This is a genomic window from Flavobacterium sp. UBA6135 (assembly GCF_002428305.1).
Lineage (GTDB): Bacteria > Bacteroidota > Bacteroidia > Flavobacteriales > Flavobacteriaceae > Flavobacterium.
Map to the genome: position 1 here is coordinate 86,013 of NZ_DIVJ01000028.1, position 23,059 is coordinate 109,071.

Genomic DNA, 23,059 nt, shown 5'->3' on the forward strand with positions numbered 1-23,059 from the left:
TTGTAAATAAATGAATCATATAAGCACTGTAAAAAGTTTTTTAAATAGTACTGTCTTTCCTTATTCTTGTTGATTTATAAATGGACAGGTCTAACGGACTTGATGATAATTGTAAGGTCATTTATACTTAAAAAACAGTTCAAAATTAACCACAAATTCGCATAATTAAAATTTTGAAAGTAAAAAAATTGTGAATTTGTGGTTAATATTTTTAGAGCCAGAAAAGAAAACACACTGTTAAACATGGTTTTAACTATTTTTGAGACCAATAAAGCCAATAAATTGGAGTTGCTAAGGACTATTACCGAAAAAGAAACCAATCGGGATCCAAAGATGTATTTAAAAACTAATTATTAAAAAAACTTTTACTGATTAATTATTTGACTATGTTCATAGTGACTACCAACAAAAGAACTATGCACATTGAAACAATGGAGATATTTGGCGTTGGAAACCTACTAAAGAGCTTGAACTACAGTAAGCGGATGAATTTTACAATCGGTATGGGTGACGTGATTATATCAATTACCGATTTCTATTTTGAAAAGGGAATTCTACTAATACAGTACTACATTATACGTAAGGCATCACTATTTTCCTGGAAACCAAAGACCCTATATATTAACAATTACCTTGATGAATGCAGGTAATACGTTTTAGAGGGATAAAAAGTTAGTGATTGCTTTTGACTATTTCAAGGAATCAGTGGTCATCTTCAAAAAAAACAGCACTGGAATATAATGAATAAATAACATAGTTTTTTGAATACTCCAAATTAAGGCAGATATTTCTTCTAAAAAATAACAAGAATCATTTACCAGAATCCAATTTAATTAGACATTAAATAAAAAAATCTAGAATCTAGCAGTTAATTTATAATAAACTCTTAGATAATTTCCATGGTACACTAGCTTAACTTTACTCAAAGATTTCATCCTTAAATCCTATAAGATAGAGTTTTTCTTTAGCCCGAGTAATCGCAGTATACAACCATCTGATGTATTCCCTATCAATTCCATCCGGCAAATAGGGCTGTTCCACAAAAACATTAGTCCATTGACCTCCTTGTGATTTGTGACATGTTATTGCATAGGAAAACTTTACTTGCAATGCATTGAAATACTCATTCTCTTTTACTTTTTTCAATTTTTTATACATCGCCCCTTCGTCTTCATAATCTTTCAACACCTCCTGATACAATCTATTGGATTGTTCTTGGGTTAATGATGGTGACTCGCTGCTAATAGTATCCAACAATAAAATGGTTTCAAACGGTTTTTGATTCGGATAATCCACCATTCTGATTTTTACTTTGGCAAAATTGAATCCATACAATTCTTGAATTTTGTGAATTTCTAAAATTTCAACAATATCACCATTGGCAATAAAAATAGCTTCATCGGAATCTTTCAACCAGAAATAATTGTTTTTTACCACCATCATTAAATCTCCGGTTGAAAGTTCAGAATCCCTAAGAAGAATTTGCGTTCGAATTTGTTGGTTGTATTGATTGGCTCTTTTGTTGGAACGAACAATAAACGTTGTTTCTTCCAAACCATTATTACTGTAGGAAGAATGAATCGCATCTTGAATTTCATAACCGTCCGTCAAACGAACAATATCTTTGAATCCTTTCAAATTGAACGCAAACGAATTAATTTCAAAACCCTCCAACACTTCCCTTAAATTAGTTGCATTAAATAAAATACCGGAGTTTACTTCCTGACGCATGACTTCATCTAATTCTAAATGATGTACTTCTTTATTATAATACATCCGCAAGGTATCTTCTGCCAAAGCCGGACTAATGGTTAAATTCACAGGAGGAAGCTGAGCGGTATCCCCTATCAAGATCAATTTACAATTATCACCCGAATACACATAAGAAAGTAAATCGTCCAACAGCGAATTGCTCTGACTGTTTTTCGAATCTTGTGGTGCATCCGAAATCATTGAGCTTTCATCTACAATAAATAGCGTGTTTTTGTGTTTATTTTGTTGTAGCGTAAAACTAATCCCACCTGATGGATTCTTTTTTGGGAAGTAAATCTTTTTGTGAATAGTAAATGCCGGCTTTTCGGAATAATTAGCAATAACCTTTGCTGCTCTTCCTGTTGGAGCCAACAAAACAAATTTTCTATTTATAAATTGCAATTGGTTTACTAAGGTTGAAATTAAAGTTGTTTTTCCAGTTCCGGCAAAACCTTTAAGGAGAAATAATTCGTTTTTTGACTCGTTTGTAGCAAAAATTGCAATTTTTTGAAAAAAAATATCTTGCTTTAAAGTAGTTTGAAAAGGGAAATTTTTATGTAAAATACTGTAAAACAAGGATGAATCCATTTTATCTAATTTTAAGAAATTATTAAAATTCAAATATACATATGAAATTTGCGGCAAATGCTTTTGAGAAAAAAAAAAAATTGTAGATTTGCCATATAGACTAAATAAATTTTCTAAAAAAATGATAACATTCATTATTATTGTAGTTGTTCTTGTACTTGCCATTTTTGGGTTGGTAAAATTTATCGACAAAAAGGTAAATTCAAAATTAAAGCCTGTAATTTCTATTGCTCTTTGGCTAATCTCAGCAGTTTTTGCTTATTTAATTTATCAATCCATTCAAGCTCCTATTGAGTTTGATAAACTTAAAGAAAAAAGATTTCAAGCTGCAGTAAACAAAATGATTGATATTAAAGCGGTTCAATTGGCTTACAAATCAATTAACGGTAAGTATACTGACAATTTAGACACTTTAATTACCTTTATCGAAAATGAAAAATTTGTTATCCTTGAACGTAAAGATACTTCTGTGATAGATACCGATAAAAATAAAGCCTTTGGTTTAAGTGTAGGTGCAGATGGTGTAGGAGGTTATTTTAAAGATGTTGTAAAAGTTAGAGAAATCGGTAAAGTGAGTATTAAAGATTCTTTATTTAAAGATTCAGATCGCTACAAAAGATTAAACTTGGTACGTGTTGACGGTATTGAAGCTAAAATTGAATTAAAATCAGGTTTCATAGATAGAAATGACACTAAAGTTCCGGTATTTGAAGCAAAACTTAACAAAGCTGATTTATTGAAAGACCAAGATCAAAGTTTAGTAAAAAGAGAAAAAAATGTAGTTTCAGTGGATGGTATTAATGGTGAATTTATTATGTTAGGTTCATTAGAAGAAGTTAGTATGTCAGGAAACTGGCCAAAAAAATATGGTAATAACGAATAATACAATTACAGAAAAAAATTATAAAAGGCTGTCCATTCAGATTTCACTGAATGGGCTTTCTTTTTGTTGCCGTGACCTATTAAACAACACGATTTCTAACTATAAAGAAATTGATTTTAAAAAATATCCAAAGACGTATTCCATAGAGAATTGTTTATGGAAAACTTTTTTAGATGAAAAGGATTTAACAAAAACCTATGATGAGGTGGTGGTGCTTCATGATAATACTCTAAACACTTTTGTCCCTCTTCCCCTATTTGATGAGGAATACAAAGGAAGTTACTTGCAGTATAACACTAAAGTTTTTGAAACCGATTATTTTACATTTGATCCCATTAAAAATTATGACATGGTAAATGTTTATGTGCCTTACGTAAACATAAACAACTATCTGATTGATCAAATAGGCACGTTTGAATACATGCATTCCTCAAGTATTTTAGTTTCAAAACTATTAGAGAATTCCAAAAATGATGAAACTGTCAAAATGTTTATTCATTTCAAACACAACCATTTTGAAATTGTAGTCATTCAAAATCAAAAGCTATTGTTGTTTAATTCCTTTGAATACAATACACCGGATGATTTCATTTATTATCTGCTGTTTACCGCAGAACAACTCCATTTAAATCCGGAATCCTTAAAATTATTTTTATTAGGTGACATTCAAGAGGAAAGTGAGTTGTTTAAAAAAGCGTATCGTTACATCAGAAATGTTTCATTATATGAAACAGAACTTGAAGAAAGCCACCCGTTCACCTCATATGACAAGCAAAAAAATTTTATTTTGTTTCACTCATGAGAATAATTTCCGGCAAATATAAAGGCCGAAGAATTTCCGCACCCAAAAATCTTCCGGTACGACCTACAACCGACATGAGCAAAGAAGCTTTGTTCAATATTCTCAATAATCATTTCAATTTATCTGAGTTAAAAGTACTGGATCTTTTTGCCGGAACCGGAAACATAAGTTATGAGTTTGCTTCTAGAGGCAGCGAACCCATTATTGCTGTTGATGCAAATTTTGGTTGCGTTTCCTTCATAAAAAAAACGACAGACGAATATGAATTTAATATCACTGCCATCAAAAGTGATGTATTTCAATTCTTAGAAAAAACCAAAGGAGATTTCGATATCATTTTTGCTGATCCTCCTTATGATTTAGACCAAGCGAAGTTTGAAAAAATAAGCGAATTGGTCTTTCAAAATGAATTAATGAATGAAGAAGGTATGTTGATTATTGAACATTCCAAGCATACAAAACTCAATCATTTGCAACACTTTTCATTTCAAAAAAACTATGGAGGTTCTGTATTTTCTTTTTTTGAATATGAAAATGACAATGACACTGAAATTGACGAATACGATGATGACAGCGAAGAATAAAATTTTTATCCTCCCGATTTTAGTCCTTCTTTTTAGTTTAAATGCGTGCTATTTTCCGGCATATAGAACTGTTGCAGAAACTAGTTTATATGATATTTCTTTTACGGAAGGGAAATGGTTTTTAAACTATGTTACCATTAACGGTAAACCTTTTTCAGATTTCTCGGACTATTCAGAAAAAGAGTTACAAAATTGTTTGTACGATTCACTTTACTTAAGCTACGGAAAGAGAAAATCCATTTATAATGTGCCGATTTTAACAGCTAAAAATTCCAATCAAAGTTTATCACTTTTAAGAGCCACTAATACAATTGATTATGTAATTCAAATTACCGGTTCTATTGGTGATAACGACATCGGCGGTATTACCTTTAAACCGATGAAAAATGCAGAAAAATCAACTGCTTCAATCACGTTCAAAGTGTATGAAGTGGCGACTGAAAAAATGATTTATTCTCAAACCACTTCAGGGGAAATTGTAGTAGAAAATAATCGAGAAGATGTACTTTTTGGAAAATCAGCCCAAACTATTTTGAAAAAATGTTTGGAAAAGGGCATGAAACAATTCAAAAAAAGTGGTGGTTGCAAATAAAGAAGTTTATTACCGCTCCACTTACAACCACCGTGATGATTTTCAAGATTAAAAAAAACTTTACATTTTAATTTACAAGCAATTTAATTGTTTTTTGCCCATAATTATTACTCAATTTAAGAATATAAAGTCCTGTTTGATTTATATCAAAAGACACTTCAGAGGAAGTAGTGTTTATTGATTTCACTAAAGCTCCTGCAACAGAATAGACTAAAATAGTTGATTCTCTATCAATATTATTTAAGTAAACTGTTTTGTCTTTTACATAATAATTAATGTTGGACAATGTTGTGTCTTTCACATTTAATAACAATAACCAATCAGCCATTGACATTGTTGTGTTAACTGTCGCACCATTAACTTCAATTTTATAAATTCCAAAACCATTTGTGTCACAATACACAAATATTCTTTTTGCACCATTTGTATTGTTTGCTTCTAAGATAAATGCTCCCGGATTGCTGGAATTTGGTGCACTTGCAAGCACATTTTCTCCATCACTGATAACAAGTGTTCTATTGGATGTGCTTTGTTCTCTAGCCCAAACTTTTATGGTACAATTACCTGAAACGTCAAAAAAGAAAAACCGCATGGTTGGCAAAGCTCCATCTGCAACAGAACCGCCATTCATATTTGCTCTTCTGCCGGATTGAAATCCATCTGAAAAAGTAGAAGTCCCTGTAGATTGAGAAGAAAAATTGTTTGATGTAATGTGACCAAATCTTCCTAAATGATCCACAATATCTTCCGTTCCACCAGGTACTCCGGGAAAATTATCCGGTAAAATAGTCATGTTTGTTAAAAAATTCCAAACTTTTGTTTGAGCGTCTGAAGTCACCACACATAAAAGTGTTAATACACTAAAAAGTAATTTTTTATTCATAATATTTAATTTTTAAAGGTAATCGATTACGTAAATTTAATAAAATAATTTTATTTACATGAATTTTTATGATATTATTTTTTTTTATGATAATAAAAAGAAAATCGTTAAAACAAAGTTCAAAAATGGATAATATCTATCTTTTCAAACTAAAGTGTGCGTTAAACTTTTTTTGATTTCCCTGACGATCTCTATAGTGCAATACAAACCAATAATCTGTGGCGGGCAAAGGCTTTCCTAAATATGTGCCATCCCATCCATTTCCTAAAGACGGTCTCAAACTTTTTACTAGTTTTCCATAACGGTCAAATATAAATAAACTCGAATCGGTTTGATTTTCTAAACCGCTAATATCCCATATATCATTAACATTATCTCCATTTGGAGTAAAAAACTTTGGATACTGCCAAGAAAATAAGGTGAGTATCAAATCATCACATCCGTTAAGATCTCTTACTATAATTGTGTTTTCTCCTGAAGGGATATTGGTAAAAATGGGACTGTTTTGTTGCGGACCGTCATTTAAAATATAAATATAAGCTCCGCTCCCACCCGAAACTGTAACAGTTATGGTTTGGTTATCTTGAAAATCCATACCTACAGCTGAAGTAGCTATTGCCTGTGAGGATGATTGTACTACAGCAGATGTAGTTCCCACACAACCTGTAATCAGGTTCGTTGCCGTAACACTGTAAATTCCCTCTTGTGTTGCATTATGAAAAGATGCCGTTGTAGATAATGGCTGTCCGTTTAAACTCCATTCAAAACTGTTGGTGGCACTATTTAATCCACTATTCAAAATCACTGAGCTCAAATTATTATTGCTTAACGGATCAACACAGATAAATAGGTCACCAAGTTGTGGTTCGGGTAAGGCGTGCACGCTAACACTTTTTGTTAAAATTAAGGTACAAGAACTTTGCACAACATATTTAATGGTAGTTGTTCCCGGTTGAATTCCGGTGACAGTACCATTTTGATCAATTGATAAAATCGTTGCGTTATCAGAAGACCATACACCTCCCGGTACATCCGACGTCATGAGAGAAGTAGCTCCTTCACATAATTCATTTGTACCTATAATAGTTCCGTTTACTGCCTGAATTGTGACATCTAAAGTTACTGTTGAAGCACATTGACCACTAGAAGGTGTGAATAAATATGAGCCACTAGAGTTAGTATTAATAACACTCGGATTCCAACTTCCGGAAATACCGTTAGGAGAAATAGTACTCAAAATAGGTGGAATAACTCCACTACATAAATCTAAAGTGGTAGGAAAATCAGGTACTACTATATTATTTATTGTTACAACTAAAGTTGCATTAGTCGCACATTGTCCCGGAATTGGTGTAAATATATAACTCCCTCCGGTTGTGTTATTGATGACACTTGGACTCCAACTTCCCGAAATGCCATTTGGTGAAATGTTGTTTAATAAAGGTGGAGTACCACCAAGACACAGACTTAAATTCTCAGGAAAATCAGGAATACTACTATCCGTAACAATTACATTTAAAGTTATTGGAATACCACATTGACCCGTATCAGGTGTAAAAACATAATTACCGCTTGTCGTCGCATTAATTACACTTGGATTCCAGATTCCTGTAATACCATTGGGAGACGTCGTGTTTAAAGCTGGTGGAGTAGCATTGTTGCATAACGTTAAATTAGTCAAAAAATCGGGTGTGATTGAAGCACTCACATCAATGGTCATTGTAGTTATAGAAGCACATTGCCCCGCATTAGGAGTAAAAGTATAGGTTGTAGTTGCCGAGTTATTGATTGGAGGAGACCAACTGCCACTAATGTTGTTTGTGGAAATTTCGGGCAAGGGTGATAAAGGAGATCCTAAACAAATGGGTGACACTTGATTGAACGTTGGCACTATATCAGACACCGTTATGGTTATATATTTTCTACAAGTTTGACCATTTACTGTGGTATCTACCCAATATTCTGTAGTCGTAGATGGATTAACCGAAATAGTTGGTGTGGTAGCACCTGTTGACCATAAATAGGAAACACTGTATTGAAAGTTATGAAGCGTGGTAGCAAGCACAAAAACACGCTGTACCGAAGTAGCACCAAAATCGTTTATCACTATCTTATCCACCGCTGTTGGAGTTGGTAAAGGGATATTGATTCTGTCCAATCTACGATTCAAATTTGCACTTGTCCAATAGTTAACAGTGTTTACATTATTAATTGTACTTGTATAGGAAGCACTATTATTAAAATCGCGTATGTCATCATCCCCAACTAAATCTTTAACATAGACTAACTGATTGTTATTATAAAATTCAACATTTAATAAAGCAGGTGTTCCTGAAAAACCCCAATAGGTATTTGCAAACAAACTAAAGTCGGTAATAATCCGGCAAGTTGTTGGAAGCACCAAGGATCTTGGATTCGAACCGGAAGCATAACGAGCACTCCATGCATTAAGCGTTGTAGCCCAGGGTTGTATAAAAAATGGAACGCCATTAAATACAAAATTTCCGGCTTGAGCTTGGGTTAACAAGGTATTACCATTGAATGACGAACTAGAAGGATTTGAATTAAAACTCGATGAAAAATCCAAAATAGTAAAGGGTTCAAATGAAAAGTTGTTTTCCGTAACAGCTAGTTGTACCGTTGCATTAGGACAAACAACTGTTTCACTTGCAGTAATTACAGATTGTATCAAAAATACTGTTACAGCAAGTCTTTGACTACTTTCAATCCCACCAATTGTTTGGGAAGCAAAATAAACCTGACAATTCAAAAGTGTTGTAGTGGATGGCAAAGGAACACCACCAACAGCAGTGGTATACCACAAAATTTGGGAACCCGTGGCTTCCAAATCTTCTACGGTTGGGGAAATTGTATAACAGATAACTTGAAAACCCTCCCCCGTTGGTGCAGGTGTATTTAATAAATTATTTCTCGTACTGTATGTATTCACATCAAATGAAATGAAATTCGCATGAGTCAACATGGAGTTGAATAAGAACAAAATAAGGATGCATATTGTTTTTTTAAATAACATAGTTTGATGCTTCATTATACTACACTTTTCATTAATTAAGACAGATTATTTCAAAAAACCATATGATTCTTCAAGTTCATTTGATGGATATAAACTGTATTTTGAAATAGTCTTCTCGTTTACTTTCTTACTATTAGTAATTAATTAAATACTTCTATAAAAAATACTTTTTCTTTATTGACTTTAAGAAGCATTAAAAAACAACTACAATTAATTTTCAAGATATCATTTTAAATAGTAATTGTAATCGATTACGTAAATTTAATAAAATATTTTAATTAGCAACATTTTTTATGATATTAATTTTTTTTATGGCAAAAAAAATGTGATACTGTACTAATTCTACCATAAAATGAGAGAATTAGTAAAGTATCATTTACAGAAAAATTGTAGCTAAAAATAAGTCTTTAGCATAGAAAGAGTAAAAGAAATAATGGAATAGAAGAATTGAGAAAGTGTACTTTCAAACTATATCCTTAAAAAAAGCAGACCTATAAGCCGGATTCTGTATTCGCCGAAACGAACCCTTATCATTTATCTTGCCAAGCCATTACTGACTTGATCTAGCTGCCTACCCTTCAACATCGAACGAGTAGCTCTTATCCGCCGAAACGGAGCGTTGATATACATGGCATTGCACCGCATAGAGTTTACCTGGTTTCACTACAGCCGAACTGTACATACTTTCTGTTGCACTGGTCCTCATTCGCCGAAGCGAACGGACGGGAGTTACCCGTTATGCTACTCTCTGGTGTCCGGACTTTCCTCCTTCGCCAAGGCGAAAGCGATAAGGCGGTCTGCGGGGCAAAGATACTTCTTTTTAAGGAATTGGAAATTGATTAGTAAGGTATAAATAAACAAAAAAAGCAATAGCTGTAACTACTGAAATACCAATATAAAAAACCAAAAACACCGGAATAAAAAGTAATGTTTTTAAAAACATTTGCTTTGTCGTTAAATTGAAAATTTTCTTGAGAAAATAAACATGTAAAATCGTGTAAAGTACTATGGAAAATAGGGAATAATAATTCATTGGCGGTTTAACCACATACAAAACCGGAATAAACAAAAAGGATAAAATGGCACATTGAGAATACGTATAACCATAAACCACTAAGTGTTCGGCGTAATTATACTGCTTCAAATTATAAAAAACAATTTTAGACATTAACGCCATAAACGGTAAGGAAATCAGATAAACCAAATTGTTATAATCTGCCACCTTTCTCATAATTTCTTCCATTTTAATGGGGGAATTTGTATCAGAAAATTGTCCGTAGTCAATTTCAACCAAATGTCCTCTAACCATTAACAATGAAAAAATTCCACCCATGGCAACCGCAATAATAAAATAGGAAATCGGATTTACATACCGCATTCGCAGTCCATTGATGTAACCATTTACCACATCGGACGGATCGGTAAAAATAGTTTTAAAGGTGACAAAAAACTTATTGTCAAAACTAAAATACGTCAGTGACAAATCAGAAACTATTTGTTTTATTGTAATTCTGTTTACAATGACTTTTGCACCACAAGTAGAACAAAACTTTTCATTGACTTGCATCTCACTTTGACAATTTCTACAAGGCATGGGTTTAAATTTTTTCTCTAAAGTAAAAAAAAATACTTTGTACTTTTGAAAAAAATCAGCAATGAACATCAAATTAATCGCCATAGGTAAAACCGACAATAAGAATTTACAAACTTTAATGGAGGAATACCAAAAACGGTTGTCCTTCTACATCAAGTTTGAATTGGAAGTTATACCCGATTTGAAAAATGCAAAAAACCTTTCGGAAGACCAGCAAAAAGAAAAGGAAGGCGAACTGATTTTAAGCAAGCTCACTCCTACTGACTATTTAATACTATTGGATGAAAATGGAAAATCCTTCAGCAGCATGGCGTTTTCTGCCGAATTACAAAAGAAAATGAATGCCGGTATCAAAACGTTAGTTTATGTAATTGGTGGTCCCTATGGTTTCTCTGAAAAAGTGTATCAAAAAGCCAATCAAAAAATTTCATTATCAGCCATGACGTTCTCCCACCAAATGGTGCGTTTATTTTTTATTGAACAAGTATACCGAGCTTTTACCATTCTTAAAAACGAGCCCTACCACCATCAATAACAATTGCAATCCGGTAACTTCTTTTTATTGTAAATAAAATGGGTTGTGGCAATTTGTGTCGTTTCATTTTCCAATTCCGTTAGCAACACCACATTGGACAAATAGGTATCAAAAGATACTTCCTCATCAAAATTCAAGTATATCAAATTCCGTTTTCCTTCCCCCGAAAATGCAATATAGTCTTTTAGAAAAGCTAACAATTCGCTTTGGCTCACTTCATTTCCGTCAACAGTAATGGTCTTATCTTGCTTAAAGTTGATGTAATACGTTTGAAAATGCATGTGGTATTCCGGATTTTCTTTCACATAAATACTTGAAAAATAAGAATCATAGGTATAACTAATCGATTTAAACGAAATAAAAGCTAACGACCGCTGAATACTATCGGTATAGGAATAATAATTGCCCGCAATATCTTCCGTATGAACATCATCGTTTTTGCGTTTGTTTTGTAGTTTGATTATTTGCGGAATTGCCAATCGCAACGGCAATCGCTTATCCACATTAAAAACCCAGTTGGTAGTACTAATGGTATTGTTTCGATTCACCTGCACCATCGTATCTTTGTCTTTCACTTCAAAAAACAGATACACCGGTGTGTGATCCACCATCGTAGAATCAATAGTTCGATTGGCTTTGGCTAACTGAACATCTTTTTTGCAACCCATCATTGCAAAAGCAAGAATAACTAAAAAACTAATTCGCATAATTTATTGTAATAAAGTAACTAATTTGACACATTCAACGGCTTCTTTTACATCGTGAACCCTAAGTATTTTGGCTCCTTTCAACAAAGCAGCTGTATTTAAAACAGAGGTGCCGTTCAAAGCCAACTCGGGTGTGGTTGCCAAGGTTTTATATATCATTGATTTTCGGGAAACGCCAATTAACAGGGGCAATTCAAAAGCGGCAAACAGCTCCAGCATTTTCAGTAGCTCAAAATTCTGTTCCACTGTTTTTGCAAATCCGAATCCCGGGTCAATAAGTAAATCGTTAATCCCCAATTTTCGAGCTTCCAAAATGCGTTCTGAAAAATAAAAAAGTACGTCTTTCATTAAATCATCATACTGCGTTAAAGTAGTCATGTTTTGTGGCGTGCCTTTCATGTGCATCATGATATACGGAACTTGATAATGAGCCACCACTTGCATCATGTTGACATCCAACATTCCTGCAGATATATCATTAATCAAAGCCGCTCCGTTTTCCAAAGCTATTTTGGCAACTTCACTTCTAAAGGTGTCGATGGAAAGTAGCGTTTCCGGAAAATGCTTTTGTAGCAATACCAAAACAGGCAACAAGCGTTCAATTTCTTCTTTTTCTGAAATCAAAGCTGCATTCGGTTTGCTGGAATAAACACCAATGTCTATAAAATCAGCTCCATCAGTCACCATTTTTTCTACATGATTCAGAATGGCTTTTTCGTTAGAATACCATCCACCATCATAAAAAGAATCAGGTGTAACGTTCAAAATACCCATTACTTTTGGGGTGGCCAAATCGATAAGTTTACCGCGACAGTTTATTAACATCTCGTTTGAAAAAAGGATTTAAAAAGTAGCTCGTTCTTTTACTTAAAATTGTATTTTTGAAAAACTATTACAAATATACAATCAATAATGAGTAACACGGCACAAGAATACGACAAAGTCATAGCCATTTGCAGAGATTTATACAGCAACAAACTAAAAGATTACGGAAGTGCTTGGCGTATATTGCGATTGCCTTCACTAACCGACCAAATTTTTATAAAAGCACAACGCATCAGAAGTCTTCAGGAAAACAGCTCCCGAAAAATTCAAGAAGACGAAACCGGAGAATTTATCGGCATCATCAATTATTCCATTATGGCTTTGATTCAATTGGAGTTAGGGGTGGTGGACCAACCCGATTTAAACCGCGAAGAAGCTCTTTCGCTTTACGACGCAAAAATCAAATTAACCAAACAATTAATGGAAGACAAAAACCATGATTATGGGGAAGCTTGGCGTGACATGCGGGTAAGTTCTTTAACCGATTTGATTCTGCAAAAACTATTACGCGTAAAACAAATTGAAGACAACAAAGGAAAAACCCTCGTATCGGAAGGCATTGACGCCAATTACCAAGACATGATTAACTATGCGGTATTTGCTTTGATTCATTTGGGTTTTCACAATAAATAAAAACACGTTTGGAATTGTCGCATTGACAAATTAACTAATTGACACATAAAAAATGAAGTTACTTACACAAATTTCCCGAATACTCGTTGGTGTTTTATTCATCATCTCCGGATTAATTAAGTTAAACGACCCCGTTGGTTTTTCGTTTAAACTGGAAGAATATTTTGCAGAAAACGTACTGAATGTACCGTTTTTTATTCCCTATGCCTTATTGATTGCCGTTGTGGTGGTCATCTTTGAAGTAGTACTGGGAATCATGTTGTTAATTGGTTTCAAAACCAAATTCACGGTTTGGAGTTTGCTGTTAATGATTGTGTTTTTCACGTTCCTTACCTTCTACTCCGCTTATTTCAATAAGGTTACCGATTGTGGTTGTTTTGGCGATGCCTTAAAACTAACCCCTTGGGAATCGTTCACCAAAGACATTGTCTTGCTGGTACTGATTTTAATTTTATTTTTCAATCAAAAATACATCCAACCACTTTTCAATAAATTAACTCAAAACGGAATCGTTTTCTTAGCTTATGCAGGATGTTTGTTCTTTGCTTACCATGTGTTGATGCACCTTCCTGTGAAAGATTTCAGAGCATACAAAGTGGGTACAAATATCAAAAAAGGAATGGAAATTCCCGAAGGTGCGGAAAAATCCGAATTTGAAATGGTATTCATTTACAAAATCGATGGCGTGGACACCGAAATCAGTTATGACGAAGTAATGGCAGGAAATGTTCCTGAAAATGCTGAGTTCGTTGACCGAAAAGACAAGTTAATCAAACAAGGATACGTTCCTCCAATCCACGATTACACTATGGAACTTGATGGCTCTGATTATACCGAAGAGTTATTGGAAGAACCAAAGCTTATCCTTTTGATCTCCTACGATTTAGCAAAAGCGGAAGCATCGGGAATGGCCTTATTGGAAGAGTTCCATCAAAAGGCCTTGAAAAAAGGCTACAAAGTAATTGGTATGACTGCTTCTGACCAGCCGTTGATTGAAAAAGCTCAAAAGCAACACAACCTTACGTTTGATTACTATTTCTGTGATGCTACAACACTAAAAACCATTGAAAGAGCTAATCCGAGTATTGTGGTTTTAGAAAAAGGAACCATAGTGGAAAAAAGACATTTCAACGACATTGACAAAGTAAATTTAAAATAAGATGAAACCCATTTTCACACTAGGAAACATCATTGCTTCCTTGTTCATGATATACATTGGCATTCGATTGCTGACCATTCACGAGCAAAGCGACTTTTTACCTAAATATGTTACCATTATTTTAGGGGTTCTTATTTTATTTTTAGCGATTGGAGGTTTGATTGCACGAACAGTAAATCATTTTAAAAAAGACAAACAACCTTGATTCGTTATTTGTTTCATAAAATCGGTTATGCGTTACTCACCCTTTTTGGGGTGATTACCGTAATCTTTTTTCTGTTTACCGTGTTACCCGGCGATCCGGCTCGAATGATGCTGGACCAAAACGAAAACTCCGAACAATTGGCGTTAGTAAAAAAGAAATACGGTTTCGACAAACCCGTGATGACACAATATTTATATTACCTCAACGACTTGTCGCCCCTTTCCTTTCACAGTAAAAACGAATCCGATTATACCTTTTTAGCTGAAGGAAAATACAACGCCCAAAAGCTAGTAACCATCAGTGCTACCACCTTAGCAATAAAAACCCCTTACTTGAGAGAAAGCTTTCAAAAAAGCGGCAAAAAAGTAACCGCCGTTATCGGCAACACCTTACCCAACACGTTTGTACTAGCGGTTTTTGCCATTGTCATTGCTATAGTTGTTGGTATTTTTCTCGGCATCATCTCTGCACTTTACAAAGACACCCTATTAGACAGAATGATTGCTTTATTGAGTACCCTAGGCATGAGTATTCCCTCCTTTTTCAGTGCCATTCTTTTTGCGTGGTTGTTTGGTTTTGTGTGGCACCAGTACACGGGACTCAACATGACCGGAAGTTTATACGAAGTCGATGATTTTGGCGAAGGCAGCACCATCCAATGGAAAAACATCCTCCTACCGGGAATTGTTTTAGGAATAAGACCCCTAGCAGTTGTCATCCAATTGATGCGAAATTCACTTCTGGAAACGTTCAGTCAGGATTATATCAGAACTGCCAAAGCCAAAGGGTTAAACTTATACCAAATTATCAAAACTCACGCTTTAAAAAATTCACTAAACCCTGTTGTGACTGCCATTTCAGGCTGGTTTGCCTCTATGTTAGCCGGTGCTGTTTTTGTAGAATACATCTTCGGTTGGAACGGTTTAGGAAAAGAAATTGTAGAAGCCTTAAACAATTTGGATTTACCTGTTATCATGGGCTCTGTGATTGTTATTGCCACAACCTTTGTTGTCATCAACATCCTTGTTGACATGATCTATGCTTACCTTGACCCTAAAATTAGGCTGTTTTAATTTTTTTTTACCACATAGAGACATAGTTTTTCATAGCTATCGAAGACACTTCGCTCAGTTACAGATAAACCAGCTGTGCGAAACCAAGACCCGAGCGGTCAATGTCATTAAGTTAAGGATTTTGTAATTTGAAAAAGTCACACAAAGCAAATCACCCCCAGTTTGTCATCCTGACGAAGGAAGGATCCCATAATCCAAGTAACACAAAGCTTATCCCCAGCTCGTTCGAGCACAATATCATTGAGTTAAGGATTTTGTAATTTGAAAAAGAAAGAAGGTCTTGAGAAGGATACGCTAAACCTAAATTTTAATACGTTTTTCTGCGACTTTGCGACTTTGCGAGAAAAAAAATAAGCTTAACTTAATGACATTGCCCGAGCGGTAGCGAACAGGCGAAGCAATTGGTTCTATGTCCTTTTTTCCTATGTAGCTATGTGGCTTAATTTTTTTGTTGTTTGTTTTTTCTTTAACCACCTAGAAACATAGTTTTTCATAGTTATTGAAGACGCTTCGCTCAGTTACAGATAAACCAGCTATGCGAAACCAAGCATTGGTTCTATGTCCTTTTTTCCTATGTATCTATGTGGCTTAATTTTTTTGTTGTTTGTTTATTTTCTAACCACATAAAAATCGTTGTTTCTTGTCAAACCCACCATTATGATGTAACCATTTCAAAAATCATAATCTTAGTGTCTTCTTTTCTTCGTGGCAAAAAAATCTACATTTTCGTTGTAAAAAACCCATTAATTTATATTTTCTTTATACTATTGTAATCGAACTTTAATTAAATTTGTAAATAAAAAACATGAAAAAAATAATCTTCGCACTTTGTCTTTTATTCGGATTTACCTCCTGCACAAAAGCCCAAAAAACAGAATTCTCCCCTGAAGCCTTAGCCGAAATCATGCAAACGCAAACCGGAGAAGACATTTCCTTTCAAGAAATATTAAAAAAATACCAAGGAAAAACCATCGTCATCGACATTTGGGCTTCCTGGTGTCCTGATTGTATCAAAGGCATGCCTAAAGTAGAAAGCTTACAAGAGCGTTTTCCCGAAGTAGTTTATGTATTCTTATCGTATGACAAAACCCCGGATACCTGGGCAACAGGTATTGAAAAATACAACGTAAAAGGCGAACATTATTTAATTCGCTCCAACTGGAAAGGCGGTGGCTTTAAAGATGCAATTGACATTGATTGGATTCCGAGATACATGGTCGTAGATCCAACAGGTAAAATAGCCTTATACCGTGCCATTGAAGCCGATGATGAAAAATTGATTGAAACCCTTAAAAACCTAAACTAATGAGACAACGTATCGTAGCCGGAAATTGGAAAATGCACAAAAACGCCGAAGAAACAGAAGATTTACTCAATGAATTGATACAAGCCATTCCAACAGATTGTGAAACAAGAGTCATTGTGGCTCCCACTTTTATTAATCTGGCAGCTGCGGCAGATCATTTAGAGTTTACCAACATTGAAGTAGCCGCACAAAACATGCACCAAGCAGAAGGCGGAGCTTTTACGGGTGAGATTTCTGCAAACATGTTGCAAAGTGTAGGTGTGAATATTGTCATTTTAGGTCACTCAGAAAGACGGGCCTATTTTCATGAAACCGACGCATTGTTAGCCAACAAAGTAGATACCGCTTTAAAACATGACATGGAAGTCATTTTTTGTTTTGGTGAAGAATTAAAAGACCGCTTAAACGGCAACCATTTTAATGTTGTAGAAAACCAATTAAAAGACGGCTTATTTCACTTAGATGCAGCAGCATGGAAGAATATCATTTTAGCCTATGAACCCGTTTGGGCCATTGGAACCGGAGAAACGGCTTCACCCGATCAAGCACAAGAAATGCATGATTTCATTAGAGATACGATTCAAAAAAAATATGGAAATAGCGTTTCAGAAGATGTAAGCATTCTTTATGGAGGAAGCGTAAAACCGGATAATGCCGCAGAAATATTCTCAAAACCCGATGTTGACGGCGGACTCATTGGAGGTGCCGCTTTGAAAAGCGAAGACTTTTCCAAAATTGTTTTAGCGTAAAATAAATTACATATTCATTTCAAATCCTGTCCTTGTGGGCAGGATTTTTTTTTAATTAAAATAGCTCACGAATTATCCCATAGGCTATTAACAAACCGTATGTCATCCCGACAGAAGAGGTTCTCATAATCAAAGTCGCCATTCAACCTCAATCAACAAAAAAAAGCCGTTACATCACTGTAACGACTTTTCTAGAATTAACAAATAACACTATTTATTTTGGCATAACAACCGTATCAATCGCGTGAATAACGCCATTTGAAGCAGCAACATCTGCAATAACAACGGTAGCTGTACCACCATTTGCATCTGTTAAAACTACATTTCCACCAACTAAACTCAACGTGATTTTTCCACCTTGAACAGTCGTTACTTCAAATTTTCCATTGTTTGCATTGATAGCATCAATTACAGCAGCCGCTTCAAATTTCCCGGCTACAACATGATAAGTCAAAACCGCAGTCAATTTGTCTTTGCTTTCCGGTTTCAAAAGCGATTCCACAGTTCCCGCAGGAAGTTTGTCAAACGCAGCATTCGTTGGAGCAAAAACCGTAAATGGACCTTCGCCACTCAATGTTCCTACTAAATCTGCAGCTCCTACAGCCGCAACTAACGTACTAAAATCAGCATTGCCTGAAGCAACACCAACAATATTAGGCGTTTCTTCTACAACTACAGCTTCTTCTACTACTTCTTCTGTCACTACAGTTTCTTCATTTTTCTTTTCACCACAAGAAGCCACCATAGCTCCTACTAATGATAACATGGTTAAGGATTTGATTAATTTCATTTTTATTTTTTTTATATTAATTCATGTAAAGATAGAGGTTAATAAATTTTGTTTAGCATAATTAACAAAACATTAAACAAAGTTTATCGATTAAACTTAAATAAAGAGTAAATTAGTATTGTTTAGTTGACATAAAAAAGTAAACATTCAGATAGTTTGAACATTACAAAAAAAAAAAGAGGACATCTCGTCCTCTTGAAATAGTAGCTACCTCTTAATAAAATTTCTACAGAAGACGTACTTGTAATTAGTTTTCGCCTTCCAGACAAAGAAGAGTTCAACAATCCCAATCTTTAAGAATCACTGTTGACTCATCATGTATAAAAACAATAGCTATTTTGAATAGCTATTCATTTTTCAATACTATCCTAAATCTAGCTTTACCATTTTCTAGATGTTCAATTGCTTCATTTACCTTTGCCATCGGAAATTCTTCAACATCGGGATAGATAGAGTGTCTTACACAGAAATCCAGCATAGTTTTAGTTAAAGCCGGACTTCCTATGGGGCTTCCTCCTACTGATTTTTCTCCCATAATTAAACTAAATGCTGGGATTTCCATCGGCTCCAAAACGGCTCCCACTGTATGAAATCTTCCTTTTGGTGCCAATGCAGTCAAATAAGAATTCCAATCCCCCGCTTGCGCGAGCGTCCCGCTCGTGCCCAAAATCTAATTCAAATCAATCTCTAAAATAGTTTGATCATCATTCCCGTAATTTCTGGCACTCATACAGTTCCAATTTAGTGAATATAAAACAAACTCCGATTGTTTCCCAAAATTTGTATTTTCCACTCACCCTTCAAAGATAGAAAAATTTTATTTTGGTAAAACCATAGTTGTCGGGGGGTTTCATTGTTGGCTTTTCAAGCCCAACGAAACTCTAGCTATTACCTGCTGGCGTTCTTTCGGTTTCATTTCGCCAATTTCAATATTCTATACGCTCCTCTTGCCACAACTACAAATACAATAGCTCCGATAATCAAATCGGGATAACTCGAGTTTAACCAATTGACCAAAATTCCCGCAACGATAACTCCCGAATTGATTATAACATCGTTTGACGTGAAAATCATCGAAGCCTGCATATGTGCTTCTTTGCTTTTGTTCTTTTGCAACAGGTAAAGACAAAGTACGTTTGCTATCAATGCCAAAACAGAAACAATAATCATTGTTTTGAAATCGGGCATCGCTTCTATTCCGATAAAACGTCTGATAACTTCAACAAAACCGATAACGGCTAACAGGATTTGAAAGTAACCTGCAAATTTGGCGATATTGTTTTTTCTTGCAATCGTACCCCCAACAGCAAACAAAGCCAATGCGTAAACGATGCTATCGGCAAGCATATCCAAGCTATCCGCTACCAATCCCATTGAGTTGGAAAAAATACCGAACAACATTTCCAATCCAAAGAAAACGAAATTGATAATCAATACCGTCCATAGTAGTTTCCGTTGGCTATTGCTTGTATCTGTTTCAACAACTGCGTTAGTTTCTTCGGTTGAAATCAGCGTTGTATTTAGGTTCAAGGTTTCCAAAGCCGAAAAAATCGGCTCTGGGTTTCCACTATGGTAAACATTTAGTTTTCTATTGGGAATATCAAATTCCAATGACTTTACCGTATCAAAGTTTTGCAGTTTCATACGGATTAATTGCTCCTCACTTGGGCAATCCATTTTTGTTATATTAAATATGGTTTTATTCATCTTCTTAAAGTCTAAATTTTATTCCCCCGTTAATTACAAATCCGTCCAATGGTGCATAGATGTCTTTAAAAACAGGGTTGGTTATTGTGCCTGTATAAATGTTGTCAAAACGGGTCTGCCTTGTATCAAGGAAATTTTCAAAGTTGATGTACAAAGAAAATCTTTCCCAAATTTTTTCAGCCATAAAGCCACACATCACATAGTCTTTACCTGTTGTTCCGTCATTGAGCTTTTGCGGACTAAAATAATAGGCTTCCAAACCAATCTTCCATTTATCCTCTATTTCATACATCAGTACAGAGTTAATGCGGTGTTTTGGTGTTAATGGATTTTCGGTATTTATTCCGTTTTCAATCAATCGGGTATCGGTAAAGGTGTAGCCCAAAAACAATTTAAAATCATCATAACCGATTTTGATATTGGTTTCTGTTCCTTTGGTATGAATGTAGCCCGATGAATTGATGAACTGATATGTATTTGTAGCTATATTTTGAAGCAACAAAGGATTATCCAAATAGGTGTAAAAGAATAAATGATTTATGCTGAATGTCCAATCATCGCCAATATTAGTACGGTAATTGATGTCTGCATTTGCTCCGTAGCTCTTTTCTAATTTATTGGTATTATCGTCAATAGGCATTACATTTTGATATTGTATGCGTTCGCTTTCTTCCGTAAAAATGGTTGGTGTTTTGTAGCCAAATCCGCCTCCGATACGTGAAGTCAATCCGTTAGCAATCTGAAACAATGCCGATATTCTTGGCAAAAAAACAGCTCCGTAATCTATCACGTAATCCGTTCTTAAACCTGTTTCCAATTGAAGCCAATCCGTAGCCTTAAAAGAATTTTGAACGAAAGCCCCGAATGTGGTTTGGTTGTAATCTCTTAACGGAAATGCGGTCATCTGCTTTTCTTTAAAATTGTCCGTCCAAATATTAACGCCTGTTACCCATTCTGACTTTTCTTTGCTGTGGGTATAGCTTGCTTCCGTAAAAGTGGCTGTTTGCCTTCCCTCAAACTCGTAATTGGGAATAGCTGTATTGCGGTTAAAATAACTTACGCTGTTCTTTATCTGTACAAAACTGTTTTCGTTTACCGTATGGTCAAAAACAAATTGGGTAGAATAGCGTTGTGTTTTGTTTTCTTCAAAATATTGGTGTGTGTTATCGCCTTTGCCTTTGATGTAAAGCATATCGCCACCCAAACGGTTTTCAATGGTGGTGTTAATGCCGAAGTTCATTTTTGTTTTATCATTGAAGTAAACAAATAATTTAGGGTTCAGTACATACCTTTCAAATTGGGGAATGGCAGAAAGCCCGATTTGTGCAGGGTCGTAAGCTCCGTTGCGATTATGCGAAGCAAATATTGTCGTTCCGATTTTCTTAAACTTCTGTCCGTAAAAACCATTGATGTCTAAACCCCTGCCCGATGTTCCGTTTAAATGAAAACGCAAATCCCTTTCTTCCGTTGGTGTCTTGGAAATCAGATTTACCAAACCTGCTATTGCTCCACCACCGTACAGCGTAGATGTTGAACCTTTAATAACTTCAACCTGCTTTAAGTCAAGCGGTGGAATTTGCAACAAACCCAATCCGCTCGAAGCACCCGAATAAATAGGAAAACCGTCTTTTAGAATTTGCGTATATCGTCCGTCAAGCCCTTGAATACGAATACTTGCATTGGCACTTGTGGGCGATGTGGTTTGTACGTGAATACCTGTACTTTCACTCAAAAGCATACGAATATCCCCTGCTTTCATATTGCCTTTTTCGTCTAATTCCTCTCTTCCGATAAACTCAATGCGTGTAGGGATATTTTGGATAGTTCTTGTACTTCTTGTAGATGAAATAACAATACCGTCTAACTCTGTTGAACTTTCATAGAGTAAAATCTCAATCGGGGTTGTATCTTCTAATGGAAAGTTAAAGCTGTCGGTACGTTGGGCAAAACCGATATAACTAAATTGAATTTCTTGCAAACCGTTTGCAATACCTGTTAATATAATATGTCCGTTTTCATCGGAAATTGTGGCGATTGTAGTGCCTGTTACCTGTGCGGTTACGCCCATTAAAGGCTCTTTTTTTTCGCTGTCTTTAATTACAGCTTTGAACGTATTTTGTGCATATACACAAAGGTTGAGTGTCATAAAAAATGACACAAAGAGTATTTTTTTCATTGAAAAATAATGCTTAATATTTAATAAATAAGTAATAACGGTGGAAAGCACCGTAACAAATCAGTTTGGGCGGAAAGCACCATATATTAAGCCAATTGTGGAGGATGCCAAATAGAATAAGGAAAGTCTGAAATAGGCGGTGTTGGCATTGTGCCTAATTTTCTTTGGGGTTCTTTTACTGAATGTTCAATCGAAAAATGAAAGTTGGTTAAAACAAATCCCGTACAGGTGTTGCAGTTAAAAAAAGGCGAACAGCAACTGCAATCTTCGTCTTGTTCGTTTTGTCCTTGCTCGGTGGTATGTTCCTGCATACATTTATCCTCAATAAAAGACGGTACGGCTGATAACAGCAATACATAAACGGCTAATATTAAAGATATAAATTTCATTTTACAAAGTTAGGTAAAAATTGTTTCGTTATTTTTTGATTTTCCCGAAATGTCGTTTTTTAGCACGAACGTTGTTTTACGCTTGCAGGTAAC

22 protein-coding genes and 1 other RNA gene are annotated in these 23,059 nt (G+C 35.0%); 11 read left to right on the forward strand and 12 right to left on the reverse strand.

Going from position 1 to position 23,059, the window contains the following annotated elements:
* Positions 1 to 918 precede the first annotated feature (918 nt).
* A complete protein-coding gene (locus tag B3L86_RS07640; protein WP_291117192.1) occupies positions 919 to 2,340 on the reverse strand; it encodes an ATP-dependent DNA helicase in 1,422 nt (473 codons plus the stop codon).
* A 121-nt stretch (positions 2,341 to 2,461) separates the two neighbouring features.
* Between B3L86_RS07640 and B3L86_RS07645 the strand changes: the two genes are divergently transcribed.
* From B3L86_RS07645 to B3L86_RS07660, 4 genes are read left to right on the forward strand one after another with little or no spacing between them, the layout of a single operon-like run.
* On the forward strand, positions 2,462 to 3,223 hold the full coding sequence (locus B3L86_RS07645; protein WP_291117195.1) for a hypothetical protein: 762 nt from the start codon (positions 2,462 to 2,464) through the stop codon (positions 3,221 to 3,223).
* Positions 3,207 to 4,025 (forward strand): DUF3822 family protein, encoded by an 819-nt coding sequence (locus B3L86_RS07650; RefSeq protein WP_291117198.1) that lies wholly within the window; start codon positions 3,207 to 3,209, stop codon positions 4,023 to 4,025. The genes B3L86_RS07645 and B3L86_RS07650 overlap by 17 nt, the downstream gene beginning before the upstream one ends.
* Positions 4,022 to 4,609 (forward strand): 16S rRNA (guanine(966)-N(2))-methyltransferase RsmD, encoded by a 588-nt coding sequence (gene rsmD, locus B3L86_RS07655; RefSeq protein WP_291117201.1) that lies wholly within the window; start codon positions 4,022 to 4,024, stop codon positions 4,607 to 4,609. The genes B3L86_RS07650 and rsmD overlap by 4 nt, the downstream gene beginning before the upstream one ends.
* On the forward strand, positions 4,566 to 5,201 hold the full coding sequence (locus B3L86_RS07660; protein WP_291117204.1) for a hypothetical protein: 636 nt from the start codon (positions 4,566 to 4,568) through the stop codon (positions 5,199 to 5,201). Before rsmD ends, B3L86_RS07660 begins: the two co-directional genes overlap by 44 nt.
* Positions 5,202 to 5,268: 67 nt before the next feature.
* On the opposite strand, the gene B3L86_RS07665 is transcribed toward B3L86_RS07660, so the two are convergent.
* The 4 genes from B3L86_RS07665 to B3L86_RS07680 all read right to left on the reverse strand — a co-directional run bounded on the left by B3L86_RS07665 (position 5,269) and on the right by B3L86_RS07680 (position 10,712).
* Complete coding sequence (locus B3L86_RS07665; RefSeq protein WP_291117207.1) at positions 5,269 to 6,084, reverse strand: T9SS type A sorting domain-containing protein; 816 nt, start codon at positions 6,082 to 6,084, stop codon at positions 5,269 to 5,271.
* Positions 6,085 to 6,220: 136 nt separating this feature from the next.
* Positions 6,221 to 9,133: a T9SS type B sorting domain-containing protein gene (locus tag B3L86_RS07670; RefSeq protein WP_291117210.1), complete on the reverse strand. Its 2,913-nt coding sequence runs from the start codon at positions 9,131 to 9,133 to the stop codon at positions 6,221 to 6,223.
* A 463-nt stretch (positions 9,134 to 9,596) separates the two neighbouring features.
* An RNA gene (gene rnpB / locus B3L86_RS07675) (RNase P RNA component class A) lies at positions 9,597 to 9,922 on the reverse strand.
* Positions 9,923 to 9,938: 16 nt separating this feature from the next.
* A complete protein-coding gene (locus B3L86_RS07680) occupies positions 9,939 to 10,712 on the reverse strand; it encodes a DUF3667 domain-containing protein (protein WP_291117213.1) in 774 nt (257 codons plus the stop codon).
* Between the two features lie 61 nt (positions 10,713 to 10,773).
* Here B3L86_RS07680 and rlmH point away from each other — a divergent pair, with 61 nt between their 5' ends.
* A complete protein-coding gene (rlmH, locus tag B3L86_RS07685) occupies positions 10,774 to 11,247 on the forward strand; it encodes a 23S rRNA (pseudouridine(1915)-N(3))-methyltransferase RlmH (protein WP_291117216.1) in 474 nt (157 codons plus the stop codon).
* Here rlmH and B3L86_RS07690 read toward each other — a convergent pair.
* Together B3L86_RS07690 and folP are read right to left on the reverse strand one after the other, a co-directional pair.
* A complete protein-coding gene (locus B3L86_RS07690) occupies positions 11,241 to 11,954 on the reverse strand; it encodes a hypothetical protein (RefSeq protein WP_291117219.1) in 714 nt (237 codons plus the stop codon). The genes rlmH and B3L86_RS07690 overlap by 7 nt on opposite strands.
* Positions 11,955 to 11,957: 3 nt before the next feature.
* Positions 11,958 to 12,779 (reverse strand): dihydropteroate synthase, encoded by an 822-nt coding sequence (gene folP, locus B3L86_RS07695; RefSeq protein ID WP_291117222.1) that lies wholly within the window; start codon positions 12,777 to 12,779, stop codon positions 11,958 to 11,960.
* 87 nt (positions 12,780 to 12,866) lie between these two features.
* Between folP and B3L86_RS07700 the strand changes: the two genes are divergently transcribed.
* The 6 genes from B3L86_RS07700 to tpiA all read left to right on the forward strand — a co-directional run bounded on the left by B3L86_RS07700 (position 12,867) and on the right by tpiA (position 17,904).
* Entirely contained in the window at positions 12,867 to 13,412 is a 546-nt protein-coding gene (locus B3L86_RS07700) for a DUF1599 domain-containing protein (protein WP_188362169.1), read from the forward strand.
* Positions 13,413 to 13,464: 52 nt separating this feature from the next.
* A complete protein-coding gene (locus tag B3L86_RS07705) occupies positions 13,465 to 14,571 on the forward strand; it encodes a BT_3928 family protein (protein ID WP_188362168.1) in 1,107 nt (368 codons plus the stop codon).
* A gap of 1 nt (position 14,572) precedes the next feature.
* Positions 14,573 to 14,776, forward strand: coding sequence for a hypothetical protein (locus B3L86_RS07710; protein WP_291117226.1), 204 nt, complete (start codon positions 14,573 to 14,575; stop codon positions 14,774 to 14,776).
* Between the two features lie 8 nt (positions 14,777 to 14,784).
* Positions 14,785 to 15,849, forward strand: a complete 1,065-nt coding sequence (locus B3L86_RS07715) for an ABC transporter permease (RefSeq protein WP_414655126.1) — start codon at positions 14,785 to 14,787, stop codon at positions 15,847 to 15,849.
* A gap of 805 nt (positions 15,850 to 16,654) precedes the next feature.
* On the forward strand, positions 16,655 to 17,155 hold the full coding sequence (locus tag B3L86_RS07720) for a TlpA family protein disulfide reductase (protein ID WP_291117231.1): 501 nt from the start codon (positions 16,655 to 16,657) through the stop codon (positions 17,153 to 17,155).
* On the forward strand, positions 17,155 to 17,904 hold the full coding sequence (gene tpiA, locus B3L86_RS07725; RefSeq protein WP_291117234.1) for a triose-phosphate isomerase: 750 nt from the start codon (positions 17,155 to 17,157) through the stop codon (positions 17,902 to 17,904). Before B3L86_RS07720 ends, tpiA begins: the two co-directional genes overlap by 1 nt.
* 214 nt (positions 17,905 to 18,118) lie before the next feature.
* Here tpiA and B3L86_RS07730 read toward each other — a convergent pair whose 3' ends face one another.
* The 5 genes from B3L86_RS07730 to B3L86_RS07750 all read right to left on the reverse strand — a co-directional run bounded on the left by B3L86_RS07730 (position 18,119) and on the right by B3L86_RS07750 (position 22,966).
* Positions 18,119 to 18,694, reverse strand: coding sequence for a fasciclin domain-containing protein (locus B3L86_RS07730; RefSeq protein ID WP_291117237.1), 576 nt, complete (start codon positions 18,692 to 18,694; stop codon positions 18,119 to 18,121).
* 346 nt (positions 18,695 to 19,040) lie between these two features.
* The gene (locus B3L86_RS07735; protein WP_291117240.1) at positions 19,041 to 19,304 is read right to left on the reverse strand and encodes a hypothetical protein; all 264 of its coding nucleotides are present in this window, start codon (positions 19,302 to 19,304) and stop codon (positions 19,041 to 19,043) included.
* Between the two features lie 302 nt (positions 19,305 to 19,606).
* A complete protein-coding gene (locus B3L86_RS07740; RefSeq protein ID WP_045972337.1) occupies positions 19,607 to 20,401 on the reverse strand; it encodes a cation transporter in 795 nt (264 codons plus the stop codon).
* A 4-nt stretch (positions 20,402 to 20,405) separates the two neighbouring features.
* Positions 20,406 to 22,577, reverse strand: coding sequence for a TonB-dependent receptor (locus tag B3L86_RS07745; protein WP_291117249.1), 2,172 nt, complete (start codon positions 22,575 to 22,577; stop codon positions 20,406 to 20,408).
* An 86-nt stretch (positions 22,578 to 22,663) separates the two neighbouring features.
* Positions 22,664 to 22,966 (reverse strand): hypothetical protein, encoded by a 303-nt coding sequence (locus B3L86_RS07750; protein WP_045972341.1) that lies wholly within the window; start codon positions 22,964 to 22,966, stop codon positions 22,664 to 22,666.
* Between the last annotated feature and the right edge of the window lie 93 nt (positions 22,967 to 23,059).

Excerpts from the sequence above, each read along its gene's own strand:
- B3L86_RS07640 (WP_291117192.1), bottom strand. The coding sequence starts at position 2,340 with ATGGATTCATCCTTGTTTTACAGTATTTTACATAAAAATTTCCCTTTT.
- B3L86_RS07645 (WP_291117195.1), top strand. The coding sequence starts at position 2,462 with ATGATAACATTCATTATTATTGTAGTTGTTCTTGTACTTGCCATTTTT.
- B3L86_RS07650 (WP_291117198.1), top strand. The coding sequence starts at position 3,207 with ATGGTAATAACGAATAATACAATTACAGAAAAAAATTATAAAAGGCTG.
- rsmD (WP_291117201.1), top strand. The coding sequence starts at position 4,022 with ATGAGAATAATTTCCGGCAAATATAAAGGCCGAAGAATTTCCGCACCC.
- B3L86_RS07660 (WP_291117204.1), top strand. The coding sequence starts at position 4,566 with ATGACACTGAAATTGACGAATACGATGATGACAGCGAAGAATAAAATT.
- B3L86_RS07665 (WP_291117207.1), bottom strand. The coding sequence starts at position 6,084 with ATGAATAAAAAATTACTTTTTAGTGTATTAACACTTTTATGTGTGGTG.
- B3L86_RS07670 (WP_291117210.1), bottom strand. The coding sequence starts at position 9,133 with ATGAAGCATCAAACTATGTTATTTAAAAAAACAATATGCATCCTTATT.
- B3L86_RS07680 (WP_291117213.1), bottom strand. The coding sequence starts at position 10,712 with ATGCCTTGTAGAAATTGTCAAAGTGAGATGCAAGTCAATGAAAAGTTT.
- rlmH (WP_291117216.1), top strand. The coding sequence starts at position 10,774 with ATGAACATCAAATTAATCGCCATAGGTAAAACCGACAATAAGAATTTA.
- B3L86_RS07690 (WP_291117219.1), bottom strand. The coding sequence starts at position 11,954 with ATGCGAATTAGTTTTTTAGTTATTCTTGCTTTTGCAATGATGGGTTGC.
- folP (WP_291117222.1), bottom strand. The coding sequence starts at position 12,779 with ATGTTAATAAACTGTCGCGGTAAACTTATCGATTTGGCCACCCCAAAA.
- B3L86_RS07700 (WP_188362169.1), top strand. The coding sequence starts at position 12,867 with ATGAGTAACACGGCACAAGAATACGACAAAGTCATAGCCATTTGCAGA.
- B3L86_RS07705 (WP_188362168.1), top strand. The coding sequence starts at position 13,465 with ATGAAGTTACTTACACAAATTTCCCGAATACTCGTTGGTGTTTTATTC.
- B3L86_RS07710 (WP_291117226.1), top strand. The coding sequence starts at position 14,573 with ATGAAACCCATTTTCACACTAGGAAACATCATTGCTTCCTTGTTCATG.
- B3L86_RS07720 (WP_291117231.1), top strand. The coding sequence starts at position 16,655 with ATGAAAAAAATAATCTTCGCACTTTGTCTTTTATTCGGATTTACCTCC.
- tpiA (WP_291117234.1), top strand. The coding sequence starts at position 17,155 with ATGAGACAACGTATCGTAGCCGGAAATTGGAAAATGCACAAAAACGCC.
- B3L86_RS07730 (WP_291117237.1), bottom strand. The coding sequence starts at position 18,694 with ATGAAATTAATCAAATCCTTAACCATGTTATCATTAGTAGGAGCTATG.
- B3L86_RS07740 (WP_045972337.1), bottom strand. The coding sequence starts at position 20,401 with ATGAATAAAACCATATTTAATATAACAAAAATGGATTGCCCAAGTGAG.
- B3L86_RS07745 (WP_291117249.1), bottom strand. The coding sequence starts at position 22,577 with ATGAAAAAAATACTCTTTGTGTCATTTTTTATGACACTCAACCTTTGT.
- B3L86_RS07750 (WP_045972341.1), bottom strand. The coding sequence starts at position 22,966 with ATGAAATTTATATCTTTAATATTAGCCGTTTATGTATTGCTGTTATCA.